The sequence below is a fragment of the Mesorhizobium sp. C120A genome, assembly GCF_030323105.1.
Taxonomy (GTDB): Bacteria; Pseudomonadota; Alphaproteobacteria; order Rhizobiales; family Rhizobiaceae; genus Mesorhizobium.
Genome location: NZ_CP100476.1, coordinates 6,369,669 through 6,382,559 on the forward strand (window position 1 = coordinate 6,369,669; position 12,891 = coordinate 6,382,559).

At 58.7% G+C, this 12,891-nt stretch carries 10 protein-coding genes and 2 pseudogenes; 10 read left to right on the forward strand and 2 right to left on the reverse strand.

The features are described from left to right. Nucleotides 1-149: 149 nt before the first annotated feature. On the reverse strand, nucleotides 150-1,913 hold the full coding sequence (nifA, locus tag NL532_RS30865; RefSeq protein WP_023685026.1) for a nif-specific transcriptional activator NifA: 1,764 nt from the start codon (nucleotides 1,911-1,913) through the stop codon (nucleotides 150-152). Between the two features lie 1,157 nt (nucleotides 1,914-3,070). Here nifA and NL532_RS30870 point away from each other — a divergent pair. The 3 genes and pseudogenes from NL532_RS30870 to NL532_RS32490 all read left to right on the forward strand — a co-directional run. Beyond that, on the forward strand, nucleotides 3,071-4,399 hold the full coding sequence (locus NL532_RS30870) for a dicarboxylate/amino acid:cation symporter (RefSeq protein WP_023727109.1): 1,329 nt from the start codon (nucleotides 3,071-3,073) through the stop codon (nucleotides 4,397-4,399). Nucleotides 4,400-4,703: 304 nt separating this feature from the next. Then, nucleotides 4,704-5,735 (forward strand): LacI family DNA-binding transcriptional regulator, encoded by a 1,032-nt coding sequence (locus NL532_RS30875; RefSeq protein WP_023672231.1) that lies wholly within the window; start codon nucleotides 4,704-4,706, stop codon nucleotides 5,733-5,735. A 291-nt stretch (nucleotides 5,736-6,026) separates the two neighbouring features. Beyond that, nucleotides 6,027-6,254: pseudogene (locus NL532_RS32490) on the forward strand (IS1634 family transposase); the annotation flags it as partial. Nucleotides 6,255-6,334: 80 nt separating this feature from the next. Here the strand turns inward: NL532_RS32490 and NL532_RS30880 are convergent. Further along, on the reverse strand, nucleotides 6,335-7,360 hold the full coding sequence (locus tag NL532_RS30880; RefSeq protein WP_023685028.1) for a LysR family transcriptional regulator: 1,026 nt from the start codon (nucleotides 7,358-7,360) through the stop codon (nucleotides 6,335-6,337). A 237-nt stretch (nucleotides 7,361-7,597) separates the two neighbouring features. On the opposite strand from NL532_RS30880, the gene NL532_RS30885 reads away from it, so the two are divergent. From NL532_RS30885 to NL532_RS30915, 7 genes and pseudogenes are all read left to right on the forward strand, one after another. Then, nucleotides 7,598-8,191, forward strand: a complete 594-nt coding sequence (locus NL532_RS30885; RefSeq protein WP_023694280.1) for a NodA family N-acyltransferase — start codon at nucleotides 7,598-7,600, stop codon at nucleotides 8,189-8,191. Then, nucleotides 8,188-8,847 (forward strand): chitooligosaccharide deacetylase NodB, encoded by a 660-nt coding sequence (gene nodB / locus NL532_RS30890; RefSeq protein ID WP_023672235.1) that lies wholly within the window; start codon nucleotides 8,188-8,190, stop codon nucleotides 8,845-8,847. Before NL532_RS30885 ends, nodB begins: the two co-directional genes overlap by 4 nt. Nucleotides 8,848-8,860: 13 nt before the next feature. Next, nucleotides 8,861-10,219, forward strand: coding sequence for a chitooligosaccharide synthase NodC (nodC, locus tag NL532_RS30895; protein WP_023829773.1), 1,359 nt, complete (start codon nucleotides 8,861-8,863; stop codon nucleotides 10,217-10,219). 12 nt (nucleotides 10,220-10,231) lie between these two features. Then, on the forward strand, nucleotides 10,232-10,861 hold the full coding sequence (gene nodS / locus NL532_RS30900; protein WP_023755874.1) for a nodulation methyltransferase NodS: 630 nt from the start codon (nucleotides 10,232-10,234) through the stop codon (nucleotides 10,859-10,861). A 37-nt stretch (nucleotides 10,862-10,898) separates the two neighbouring features. Beyond that, nucleotides 10,899-11,132 (forward strand): annotated as a pseudogene (locus tag NL532_RS30905) (carbamoyltransferase N-terminal domain-containing protein); the annotation flags it as partial. Between the two features lie 54 nt (nucleotides 11,133-11,186). Continuing rightward, the gene (gene nodI, locus NL532_RS30910; RefSeq protein WP_023685034.1) at nucleotides 11,187-12,098 is read left to right on the forward strand and encodes a nodulation factor ABC transporter ATP-binding protein NodI; all 912 of its coding nucleotides are present in this window, start codon (nucleotides 11,187-11,189) and stop codon (nucleotides 12,096-12,098) included. Between the two features lie 3 nt (nucleotides 12,099-12,101). Continuing rightward, nucleotides 12,102-12,890 (forward strand): ABC transporter permease, encoded by a 789-nt coding sequence (locus tag NL532_RS30915; protein WP_023698293.1) that lies wholly within the window; start codon nucleotides 12,102-12,104, stop codon nucleotides 12,888-12,890. The last annotated feature ends 1 nt before the right edge of the window (nucleotide 12,891 follow it).

The following is a 12,891-nucleotide window of genomic DNA, read 5'->3' on the forward strand; positions in this document are numbered from 1 at the left end:
TCACACAATGGTCGCAGCGCCGGCTGACATGGCAATTCAGCCACCTGTCCTCGGTCGAATCGAGTTGACGCGCACGCGGATCTGCATCGCTGCGCGGCGCCAAGGCGCCAAGGCGCTAAGCTGCTCAGCTCATGCCCAGGGTCATGCTTTCAAAGACGCTTGATCTCGACGCCGTATTTCCTCAGCACGTAGCCAATCTGGCGCGGGGTCAGCCCAAGCAAGCGCGCTGCCTTTGCCTGCACCCAGCCACATCTTTCCATGGCAGCAATGACGCGCTCTATATCGGGCGTCCTCGCGCCAATTGGGTGGGTTGCGCCGGCAAGTGGGTTAGTCGCGGCCGAACTGGCGGCCTCGTCCGGGGGCGTGGCCAAATTCGCTGACTCCGGCATGATCGGCGGTGGTTGCAGCGCGGCCTTGCCCGATCTGCACTTCCACAGCGCCTCGGCAAAGCATTGGCCTTGGGAGCAGGCAAAGTCGTTTCTCCCGATTGACAGTCCCTCGGCCAGGATCGCTGTCCGGTGCACGCAATTTTCAAGCTCGCGAATGTTGCCGGGAAACTCACATTTCATCAGCACTTCAATCGCACGCGGATCGAAGGTGAGCGTACAGCCGTTCTCGTCGTTGAACTTCTTGAGAAACTCAGCTGCGAGGAGCGGAATATCGCTGCGCCTTTGGCGCAATGCTGGTACCAGCAAGGGAACCACGTTGATGCGGTAGTATAGGTCGGCGCGGAACTCATTCCTTGCAACCGCCTCTTCCAGGTTCCTGTTCGTGGCGGCAATCACGCGAACATCGACCTTGATGGTCTGATTGCTGCCGACGCGCTCAAACTCCTGCTCCTGCAGCACGCGCAGTAGCTTTGCCTGGAACGAGGCCGAGATCTCGCCGATCTCATCCAGAAACAACGTCCCCTTGTCAGCGAGCTCAAAACGCCCCTTGCGGGAATTGAATGCGCTTGTGAAGGCACCCTTCTCATGACCGAACAATTCGGATTCCAGGACTGTCTCTGGGAGCGCTGCACAATTGAGTTTAACGAAGGGCCGCTTGGCGCGCGGCGACAACTCGTGAATTGCCTTGGCAGCCAGCTCCTTCCCGGTACCGGACTCACCTCGCAACAGAACTGTGGTTTTTGCCTTCGCTACGACCGCGATCTTCTCCAGCAGGGCGCTTATCGCCGGACTGTCACCAATCATCCCCTCGACGTGGACCTTTTTGCGCCGGGGTGCAGGGTGCTTAACATCAGAAAATTTCGTTTGCAGCCGATGTTCCAGCTCCGGCGTTCGCTCGCGGTCGACCGCGGAGAAACGATGCAACTTGACTGTCTGTCCCACCATGTTGGCAATCATGGTAAGCAACCGGACATCATCGTCGAGCCGATAGCTTGACCTGCTTTCCAAAACCCGGTCCAAAGTCAGCGCGCCTATGGCGTTCCCATCAACACGAATGGGAACGCCGATGAACGACACGGTGTCGGAGGCCCCAAGCACCTCGATATCAGCGGCAGTGAAGGTCGGATGCATCACTATGTCGTCGGCGACAAGCGGCGTGTCGGTCGTCACAATCTGGTCGATGGCGTTGCGCGGCAGGCGCGAGCGGGAGGGCTCATTGCCGTTCGTGCCGCAGCCGCTGGCCACTGTGATGTCCAGTCCGCCCTCGGCATCGCAGAGAGCGATGATGCCGTGCCGCATCTGCACAAACGAGTGCAGGAGATCGACTACCTTGGCCAACTTGAGTTCGAGCCGGGCGGCATCGGCGAGTACTTTCGATATTTCGAAGATGCCGGTTAGCGCGCGCTCGTGCAATGCCACACTCGCAGGATTCGTGTCGGACTTTGGACAACCCTTTATCGCATTCGGCAGCGATATGCCGCAGTCGCGGGCATTCTGTTCTGACTTGCTAATGTTGTGGTGCATGTGATCCTCGATCTCGCGCCATCAAATCTAGGCTGGCGGCATGTGCGCCGCGACATCGTGGGCACGCGCGAAAATGCTCCGACGTGAACTCGTGCCGCCGCCGTGTGGTCGAGTGCAAAGCGGGTCTAGCCCTGACGCATCGCTTGGCTACTCCCTCCACGAGGCTTGGCCATGTTATTGGCTTGCCCCGGGCAAACACACGTTGTTTTCAAAAGACTGGAGCGAGGCGGCATAGTCAATCGAGCTTTCTTTCATCTGTGAAAGGAAACCTCGCGGCCTATGATAGGATTCATCAGTTCTATCTTTGCGATGAAGCAGAAATACCTGGGCCGGCCATGCGTTGCCCGAGCGGCTGACCGCGCGGAGTGTAAATGCGGGGCCGTGCCATTCACCAGCGCCCGCGAAGGAGGGTCGGGAGCGATAATAACCGCCAACGGCACTGGTCGGTTGCGGCAACCGCCATCTTTCTCGAGTTGATCAGGCGGCGGCGATGTCGGGTGTGAAGGCGCGAAGCTGGCGTTGAGTACGACTTCCTAGGCGGTGCTCGCAACTTCTGAATCGCATCGTCGTGGTCAGCACCATCACCGGCCTGGGGCCGAAATCGGCGCACTCAATGAGCGTATCGAAAAGTCTGAACAGATTACGATGCGACCGCTTGAAAACGGCTGCCCCTGCTGCGGGCGTTGATTTGCAAAATGGGTCGTCCAAAAGGCCGTCCGAATTTATTCTGTGATTGCAGTGGCTGCATGGTCGTAGGCTGTCTAGAAACGAGCGCTTCCGAACAGGGGTAAGTTAGCCTGTCATCTGGACGGCCTTGAACAGGCGACCTATTGGTACGCGCTGGCGCCAACGATGGGGCCCGGTCCAAAGCCGGCCAACGAGGAACCCACCACGCTCTGTGCAGCAAAACCGCTAGCCAGAGGGATCGACCGGCGGCACTCTGCCACAGACCATCAAGGGCGTTGGGACCGCGGCCTTGCCCGCTGGTCTGACACCGCATTCCTCCATCATTGGCGAGCCCACATCAGTTCAGGTGATCGGATTCATCTGGCATGGGTATTGCGGCGGCGTTGGTGCAGCGTTCGACCGGAGCGCCGCGATAGGGAGAAGCCCGGGAGAAGTCACGCCACCTCGATCCGGTCAGGGAGAGAGAAACAGTGTCAGCTGCACAAGTCCGCGGCGCGAGTCCCGCGCCCCGCAAACCCTTGTACACCAAGCTCTACGCCCAGGTGCTTGCCGCCATCGCGCTCGGCGTCGCAATTGGCTATTTTTATCCGGAGACCGGCGAGAGCCTGAAGCCGCTGGGTGATGCCTTCATCAAGCTGGTCAAGATGATCATCGCGCCTGTCATCTTCCTGACAATTGCGACCGGCATTGCCGGCATGAACGATCTTCATAAGGTCGGCCGGGTCGCCGGCAAGGCAATGGTTTATTTCCTCACCTTCTCAACGCTCGCGCTGATCGTCGGCCTCATCGTCGCCAATGTCGTCCAGCCTGGCGACGGCCTGAACATCGATCCGGCCTCGCTCGATGTCCAGGCCGTGAATACCTATGCCGCAAAAGCCAAAGCGCAGTCGGTCACCGGCTTCCTGATGAACATTATCCCGCCAACGATCGTCGGTGCCTTCGCGGAAGGCGACATCCTGCAGGTGCTGTTCTTCTCGGTTCTGTTCGGCATGGCGCTTGCGATGGCCGGAGAGACGGGCAAGCCTGTCGTTTCCTTCCTCCAGGCGCTCATTGTGCCTGTCTTCAAGCTCGTCGGAATTCTGATGAAGGCCGCGCCGATCGGCGCTTTTGGCGCGATGGCCTTCACCATCGGCAGATATGGCATCGGTTCGGTAGTCAACCTCGCGATGCTGGTCGCGACGTTCTATTTCACCGCCTTCCTCTTCGTGTTCGGGGTTCTCGGCGCAGTCTGCCGTTACAACGGCTTTTCGATTTGTTCTCTCATTCGTTACATCAAGGAAGAGCTGCTGCTTGTCCTCGCAACGTCCTCCTCGGAGGCGGCGCTCCCGTCGCTGATGGAGAAAATGGAGAAGGCGGGCGCCAGGCGTTCGGTTGTGGGTCTCGTCATCCCGGCCGGATATTCGTTCAATCTGGACGGCACGAATATCTACATGACGCTAGCGGCTCTCTTCATCGCACAGGCGACGAACACGGATCTGTCCATCGGCGATCAGGTGCTGCTGCTGCTCGTAGCAATGCTTTCCTCCAAGGGCGCTGCAGGTGTGACAGGTGCGGGCTTCATCACCCTGGCGGCTACGCTCGCGGTAGTTCCGAGTGTTCCCGTTGCTGGGATGGCACTGATACTCGGCATCGACCGATTCATGTCCGAATGCCGGGCGCTGACGAATTGCGTCGGCAACGCAGTGGCATCCCTCGTCGTCGCACGCTGGGAAGGAGAGTTGGACCGAGCACAGATGAAAGCTGCCTTCAGCGGTCATCAGCTTACCGAGGCATCAAACCGGCTACCCTCCTGCAAGTAAGGTGGGCGGCCCACGACCTGTGAAGTCGCTTAGCTGGTCACATAACTGAACGACCGACCCGCAGCCTCTAAACGGCTCCTCACGGACCATGTATCAGAAGCGCTAAATGTGTGAGTGCAAATCGTCACCGCCCTTTAAGCGAATGAGCCTTTCAGTATACCCGGCCGGTTTACGTCTGCAATGATGTTCGTCCAACACGCTGTGCCCATTCGTATGGGGACGTCTTCACTTTGCCACCCGAAACCGAAACGCGTTAGGCGGACAGAGAGCCGGCCCGCGTCAAAAACCAATCAGAATAGGACCTATGACCAAGCGCCCCACAATTGCCGATCTCGCCCGCGAAGCCCGAGTCAGCGTAGCAACGATCGATCGGGTTCTGAACGCCCGCCATCCGGTGCGCGAGGAGACCGCGCGGCGGGTCCACGACGCCGCCCAGGCGATCGGCTATCATGCTGCCGGGCTAATCAAGCAGCGGTTGCGGCGAGACCTACCGCACTACCGTCTGGGCTTCATCTTGAGAAAACCGGCCCAGCATTTCTACCAAGATTTTGCGCGCGAGGTCGAAGCATCGGTCAATTTGGCCCAGTCCTTCCACGGCATTCCGCTCGTCGAATTCGCCCCGTCACATATGCCGAGCGACCTGATCGCGCCGCTCAAGGAGTTGGGCGCACGCTGCCATGCAATCGCGATGGTGGCACCGGACCACCCGAAAATCACAGCAGCGGTTGAGGACCTCAAGGCCAAGGGCATTCCGGTTTTCTCGCTGCTTTCCGACTTCGCCGCCGGCGTGCGACAGGGGTATATCGGCCTCAACAACCGCAAGGTGGGGCGCACGGCCGCTTGGATGGTGTCCAAGGTCGCAAAACGGCCCGGCAAAGTGGCGGTGTTTGTCGGCAGCCATCGTTTCCAGGGGCACGAGCTCCGTGACGTCGGCTTTCGCTCCTATTGCCGTGAGAACGCGCCCACGTTCGAGGTGCTGGATCCGGTCATGAACCTCGAGAAACGGCAGATCACCTACGAGGCAACGCTTGATCTCATGCAGCGGGAGCCCGAGCTCGTCGGCTTCTATGTCGCCGGCGGCGGCATGGAGGGCGCCATCTCCGCGCTCCGAGAAGAGGGCAAAAGTCGGGATCTCGTCGCGATCGTGAATGAAATCACACCTGAGTCTCGGGCAGCGCTTGCAGATAACATCGTCACGATGGCGGTCGCCACGCCAATGCGCCGGCTTTGCCAGGAGCTGATAACGCTGATGACACGGGCTATCGAGACCGGCACCGCTGAAACACCCGGACAGACATTTCTGCCGTTCGACATCCATCTGCCGGAAAATATATGAAGGCGGAAGCGCGAGGTAGATTGCCTAGATCCGCAGCGTCAACCTCCACCGGCTTCACTTGCCAACATGCCCCACGTTCTCGTGCAGGGGGTGTGGTCAATGATCCCGCACGGCAAGAGCCGAGCGAGGCCAGCACAGTCCATTTGGGGTCGACCTCGTCGACCGCCATCTCCTCGCCTGGCTGCACGTGAAAAGCCGCGGCACAGCCGGCAAGGTAGGAATTTAACCGGGCTAACCATCTTCTGGGACTTCGCACGCAAATCGAGGCGGCAGTCAATTCAGTAGCAGCCCGGGCGTGTGTTCTGCTCGTTCCGGCCCCTCGCACTTAGCAAGGAACTGCGCCGCTCTGCCGGGCCAAAGGCCCGACGCCCGAAGGGCAACCGCTCCTACGCGATCGCGTCCGCCTCCAGAAGCCGCCATCGAAAAGAATGCTCGCGTCGTCACCACCTACGGCCAAAGCGGGCAATCAAGGCAGCTGGCATCACTCTGCCACACATCCTCGACGAGCAACTCGCCTGAGATCAGCCCCAGAACGTAGGTAACACGCGCCGCGCCGGCGCTTGTCGAACATGCTGATCAGCCTGTCTTACAGGCGGTGATTAGGTGGGGCTCAACATCTTCCGGGACTTCGCACGCGATTTCGAGGTGGCAGTCGGTACCAAGAAACGAAAGGTCGGATCGGCGTGCCCGAGACGCTCAATGATTTCAGGCAAAGGCGCCAGGCGAGATGCCTCCTGCAACATCATTTCCCGCATCCACATGCTTGCCGGATCACTATTGTGAAGCTCAGGCCATTGGACGGCTTCCGTGAATGCAGGAGGAGGAAGTGGCGGCGGAAGTTGGACAATCCGCAGGGGTGTTGTTTTTGCGAAATGCTGCGCCAGCCGTAAGGGCATGGTCCCGATGCGGTTGGTGCCTGACAGGACGGGCGGGATCAGGCTAAAGCCCTGTACGACAACTTCGATACGTCTCTCGAAACCGTGCTCGAGCAAATACCATTCCTCCATGGTGGGCTGCCGGGTGTGCCTGAATTTGAGCACAACATGTCCCATGCACAAGTATCGCTCGAATGTAAGTGGCTCCGACAGCTGCTTGTTCGTGCCGCAGCCTACGCCTACGAGCTTATCTTCGAACAGGGCTGCGCGAGGATGTTTCGACATGAACACTTCCGGCATGATTAGAAAATCAACGTCGCCGCGCCGGAGAAGCTCCTCGGGGTCGTCGCAAATAGGCAGACATTCAAAGCGAACGGCGGGAGCTTCCCGCGCAGCGCGCTCTACTATCGTCCTAAAAAATACGAGCGTGATGTAATCGGAAAGCATGATTCGGAAGAGGCGATCCGATTGGGCCGGGTTGAAGGCGTCGGGGGAAATAATCGATAGCTGGATGTGCAGCAATGCATCCCGGACTGCTGGAGCGAGCCCGTCGGCGCGCGGTGTCAAAATGAGCTCGCGGCCGTTCATCGTAAATAGCTCATCGTTGAAATAGGCGCGTAACCGAGCAACGGCGGCGCTCATGGCCGGCTGGCTCAGGTTGATACTGCGAGCCGCGGCAGTGACTTTACGCTCCCTCATCAGAGCGTCCAGCACAACGAGGAGATTTAGATCCAGCCCTTTAAAACGCATGTCATGTTCTATCCAACGTGTGGATGCGTATCATTCAAACAATCAATTTTACGAATTTACGAGCCATGCATTAGAGGAACGTAAATGAGCGACGTCAAGCTCAAATCGACGACACGGGCCGGAACTTCGAGAGAGTGTCTGGCTCACCTTCGCCAACGACAACGGCTGAGTGCAGCCAACAACGCCGCTTTGGTCGAGTAATGCGGCCGCAAAAACCAATATGAAGAGAGGTCCTGAATGCGCCATCAGGTGCAGTGGAAGTTGTGCTGGGAAAACGAGTTGCAGCTCTCCGATCACGTTAAGCTCGCCGAGTTCTTTCGTGATACGTACGGGCCGACTGGGGCGTCCAACGCAGAACCGTTCGAAGGTAGTCGAAGCTGGGCCGGAGCCAGGCCTGAACTCCGCGTAATCGCCTATGATTCAAGCGGTGTAGCGGCTCACATGGGCATACTGCGCCGTTTCATCAAGGTCGACGCGGTCGACCTGTTGGTGGCTGAACTGGGCCTGTACGGGGTACGTCCGGACCTTGAGGGTCTGGGAATCGCCCATTCAATCCATGTCATGCTTCCAATACTGCAGGAGCTTGGCGTTCCATTCGCTTTCGGAACGGTCAGGGACGCGCTGCGGAATCATGTTGAGAGGTTCGGACGGCGATACAGCCCTATGGCCGTTTTGTCGGGAATTCGCGTGCGCTCCACCCGACCAGAGGCCCGCCTCGACCTGCCGCCCACACGCATCGATGACGCACTCACAATTGTTCTGCCAGTTGGACGGCCGATCAGCGAATGGCCCACGGGCACGATGATAGATCGGAACGGACCAGAGCTATGAGCCGGTCCGATTGCTTGTACGAAGTGCGCCGTGAGTGCTCTGACGGCACCGGCCGTCGAAGCGTTTATCTGACGTTTGACGACGGTCCCAATCCACTTTTCACACCGGAGATTCTCGACGTGCTGGCAGAGCAGCGAGTGCCGGCGACTTTCTTCGTCATCGGCGCCTACGCCTTAGAGCACCCATATCTAATCCAACGGATGATCGCAGAAGGGCACGAGGTAGGCAACCACACGATGTCTCATCCGGATCTGTACCAATGCGGTTTCGGCGAAGTGCAACGTGAGGTCTTTGAAGCGAACGACGCCATCATGAGAGCGTGCCCGCAGGCCTCGGTCCGCTTTGTTCGCGCGCCCTACGGCGCCTGGAGCGAAGAAGTCTGCACAGCATCACAGATCGCCGGGCTGGCGGCCCTTCATTGGTCCGTCGACCCTCGAGATTGGTCTCGCCCTGGAGTCGAGGCGATTATCGATAAAGTGCTCGCCTCCGTCCGTCCGGGCGCAATTGTACTCTTGCACGACGGATGCCCTCCCGGCGAGTTGAGCCAGGGCGCTCACGCCGGCATGCGCGACCAGACGGTCACGGCGCTGTCCCGGCTGATTCCAGCACTGCGTGAGCGCGGATTTGTAATCCGCTCACTTCCTCAACATCACTGAACAACGAGATCCCATGACTCTTCTTGGTACAACCAGCACTGTGGCCATTTCGCTTTATGCACTGCTCTCGACTGCCTATAAGAGCATGCAAGGGCTTTATGCTATGCCGACAAAGGATTCGTCGGGGTTGGAGGTTCTCGTCGGCTCCGACAAACTGCCCAGCGTGGATGTCATCGTCCCCTGCTTCAACGAGGATCCGCGCACGCTTTCAGAGTGCCTGGCTTCCATTGCAGACCAAGAATACGCCGGAAGACTTCGGGTCTATTTGGTTGATGACGGTTCTGGAAATCGCGAAGCCTTAGGAACTGTCCACGAAGACTACGCGCGCGACCCCAGGTTCGACATCATTTTGCTTCCCGAGAATGTTGGAAAGCGCAAGGCGCAGATCGCCGCGATACGACGCTCATCAGGGGATCTGGTGCTTAACGTTGATTCAGACACGGTACTCGCGCCCGACGTCATTTCCAAGCTTGTACCGAAGATGCGAGATTCAGCGGTCGGCGCAGTCATGGGTCAATTGACGGCCAGTAACCGAACCGAGAGCTGGCTGACCAGGCTGATAGACATGGAGTACTGGCTGGCTTGCAACGAGGAGCGCGCGGCACAGGCTCGCTTCGGTGCCGTTATGTGCTGTTGCGGCCCATGTGCCATGTACCGCCGGTCTGCGCTCCTTTTGTTACTGGACCAGTACGAGTCGCAATTTTTTCGGGGCAAGCCAAGCGACTTCGGTGAGGATCGCCATCTCACTATCCTGATGCTGAAAGCAGGCTTTCGAACCGAATACGTTCCGAGCGCCATCGCGGCCACAGTCGTTCCGAACAGACTCGGACCGTATCTGCGCCAGCAACTCCGTTGGGCACGAAGCACATTCCGGGACACGCTGCTTGGGCTGCGCTTGCTGCCTAGCCTAAATAGCTATCTCACGTTGGACGTGGTCGGACAGAATCTCGGCGCGCTACTCCTCGCCCTATCGGTATTAACGGGCCTCGCACATTTCGCACTGACAGGCACTGTGCCTTGGTGGACAGGACTGATGATTGTGTCCATGACCATGCTCCGATGCAGCGTGGTAGCATTTCGTGCTCGACAATTTCGATTTCTTGGCTTTTCGCTGCACACGTTCATCAACGTCTTTCTCTTGCTTCCGTTGAAGGCCTACGCGCTGTGTACCTTGAGCAATAGCGATTGGCTGTCGCGAAGCTCTGCTGTCGCTACATCGAACACTGGGGGAAAACAGGCCCCCACCCAAGCTCCGATCACTGGTTCCAGCAGGGCAGAACTCTCGCCCCATTCGGCTCCGCTTCGCAGGCTCAATCTTGCGCGGGATTCTTCGGAATTAGTCCTGTCGGACAACATTTGCGGCGACGACTGACCGCAATACCTAATGGACGAGAGGTGCACGAGTTTGACCCAGAACGTGAATCATCAGTTGCTTGATCGGGAATTGGCCGCTGACGATCCGTGGCGCCTCGACGGCAATCCATTCGAGCGGAAGCGCCACACGCAAATGCTCCAGCTGGCGCTTGCCCAAGGCTCCATTACAAATGCCCTCGAAGTCGGGTGCGCTGCCGGCGCATTCACGGAAAAACTAGTCCCCTACTGCCAAGGGCTCACCGTCATCGATGTCGTGGCGCAAGCGATTGCTCGAGCACGTCAACGGATAAAGGAGCCGTCGCGCATCAACTGGATAGTCTGCGATGTTCAACAGTTTTCGACCGACGAGTTGTTTGACGTGATCGTTGTGGCGGAGGTCCTCTACTACCTCGGAGACATAGCCGAGATGCGCGCGGCCATCAAAAACCTGGTGCGGGTGCTTGCGCCAGGCGGGCATCTGATCTTCGGATCGGCAAGGGATGCTAATTGCCGTCGCTGGGGTCACGCCGCTGGTGCTGAGCCGGTCATCGCCATGCTGAACGAAACGTTGATCGAGGTAGAGCGGCTTGAGTGTCGGGGCGAGTCGGTCAACGAAGACTGCTTGCTCGTCCGTTTCCGGAACCCGATTTCCGCTTCCTGATGAATCTCGAATCTATCGCCGTTAACGTGGAGACACTATGCGCATCTGTGGTACCAAGCTGACCCATGATGGGGCGATCGCCCTGGTCGAGGATGGACGGCTCGTCTTCTGCGATGACCAGGAAAAGCGGCACAACGATCCGCGTTACCAATCCATCGATAATCTCGACGCAATTGTCGCCGCTTTAGCGGAGCAGCGGCTAGATCCTTGTGATGTCGATCAGTTCGTTATCGACGGCGGGGATGGCGAAGACGAGTTACAGTTTCAGATCGGCAGGGAACCAAGCAACCGCCAGTTTTGTCGTCCCGCTCGGTAAAATGAACCCATGTCCATGATAGCGATCGACCTTACTGACGTAAGCAAAACTTATGACAAGCTCGTTGTCGACAGGCTGTCGTTCCGCGTTGCGGCGGGGGAATGCTTCGGGCTCTTGGGACCGAACGGCGCGGGCAAAAGCACGATTGCGCGTATGGTCCTCGGCATGACATCGCCTGATGCGGGGAAGATTACTGTGCTCGGCGCTCCAGTGCCGGCGCGCGCGCGTTTGGCACGTATGCGCATCGGCGTGGTCCCGCAGTTCGACAATCTTGATGCCGCGTTCACTGTACGCGAGAACCTGTTGGTGTTCGGGCGCTACTTCCGGATGAGCAGACGCCAGATCGATGCGGTCATACCATCGCTGCTTGAGTTCGCCCGCCTCGAGAACAAAGCGGATGCGCGCGTCGCCGAACTGTCCGGCGGCATGAAGCGGCGCCTGACGCTCGCGCGTGCGCTCATCAATGACCCGCACTTGCTGGTGATGGACGAGCCGACCACCGGCCTCGATCCGCAGGCCCGCCACCTGATCTGGGATCGGCTGCGATCGCTGCTGGCGCGGGGCAAGACCATTCTTTTGACTACCCATTTCATGGAAGAGGCCGAGCGGCTGTGCGATCGGCTGTGCGTTATGGAGGAGGGGCGCAAGATCGCCGAAGGTCGCCCGTCCGAACTCATTGACGAGCAGATCGGCTGTGACGTGGTCGAGGTCTACGGCGGCAATCCGCATGAACTGGGTGCGCTGATCCGGCCGTACGCACAGCGCATCGAGGTGAGCGGTGAGACGCTTTTTTGCTATGCACCCGATCCGGAGCAGGTGCTGGCGCAGCTACGCGGGCGCACGGGTCTACGCCTTCTGCAGCGTCCCCCCAATCTCGAGGATGTGTTTTTGCGGTTAACCGGGCGCGAGATGGAGGACTGAACAATGGGCGAACGTTATGCGGCGGGCATGCCCGCCAATGCGTGGAATTGGGTCGCGGTTTGGCGCCGCAACTATCTTGGATGGAAGAAAATCGGGCTTGCATCGGTTCTCGGCAACCTCGCCGATCCGATGATCTATCTGTTCGGTCTCGGCTTTGGCATCGGAACAATGATAGGTCCTGTTGAGGGCACTTCGTACATTGCGTTTCTCGCGGCTGGCATGGTTGCCACAAGCGTGATGGCATCGGCGACCGCTGAAACGGTCTACGGGAGTTTCGGCCGCATGGGCGACCAGCGCACCTGGGAAGGAATGCTATGCACTCAGCTGACGCTCGGCGATATCTTACTCGGCGAATTGGCGTGGGCAGCCACGAAGGCCCTCATGGCGGGCACAGCAATCACTATTGTTGCCACCACGCTCGGCTACGCATCGTGGCCATCCATCCTCTGCTTGCTGCCAGTCATCGCTCTCAATGGCCTCGCCTTCGCGAGTCTAGCGATGGTCGTCACGGCGCTTGCGCCCAGTTATGAATATTTCATATTTTATAATACGCTTGTTATTACACCCATGCTGTTCCTTTGCGGCGCGATGTTTCCGATCAACCAATTGCCCGGCGCTTTTCAGTATGCTGCCTCCTTATTACCGCTCGCACATGCAATCGACCTCATTCGTCCAGCGATGCTTGGCCGTCCGATTGACAAAATGGGCCTGCATATCGGCGCGCTTTGCATATACACAGTTTTGCCCTTCTTCTTTTCGATTGCTCTTTTTCGTCGAAGGCTGATGCGTTGAC

Excerpts from the sequence above, each read along its gene's own strand:
- nodS (WP_023755874.1), top strand. The coding sequence starts at position 10,232 with ATGGACGAGAGGTGCACGAGTTTGACCCAGAACGTGAATCATCAGTTG.
- nifA (WP_023685026.1), bottom strand. The coding sequence starts at position 1,913 with ATGCACCACAACATTAGCAAGTCAGAACAGAATGCCCGCGACTGCGGC.
- NL532_RS30880 (WP_023685028.1), bottom strand. The coding sequence starts at position 7,360 with ATGCGTTTTAAAGGGCTGGATCTAAATCTCCTCGTTGTGCTGGACGCT.
- NL532_RS30915 (WP_023698293.1), top strand. The coding sequence starts at position 12,102 with ATGGGCGAACGTTATGCGGCGGGCATGCCCGCCAATGCGTGGAATTGG.
- NL532_RS30875 (WP_023672231.1), top strand. The coding sequence starts at position 4,704 with ATGACCAAGCGCCCCACAATTGCCGATCTCGCCCGCGAAGCCCGAGTC.
- NL532_RS30885 (WP_023694280.1), top strand. The coding sequence starts at position 7,598 with ATGCGCCATCAGGTGCAGTGGAAGTTGTGCTGGGAAAACGAGTTGCAG.
- nodC (WP_023829773.1), top strand. The coding sequence starts at position 8,861 with ATGACTCTTCTTGGTACAACCAGCACTGTGGCCATTTCGCTTTATGCA.
- nodI (WP_023685034.1), top strand. The coding sequence starts at position 11,187 with ATGTCCATGATAGCGATCGACCTTACTGACGTAAGCAAAACTTATGAC.
- nodB (WP_023672235.1), top strand. The coding sequence starts at position 8,188 with ATGAGCCGGTCCGATTGCTTGTACGAAGTGCGCCGTGAGTGCTCTGAC.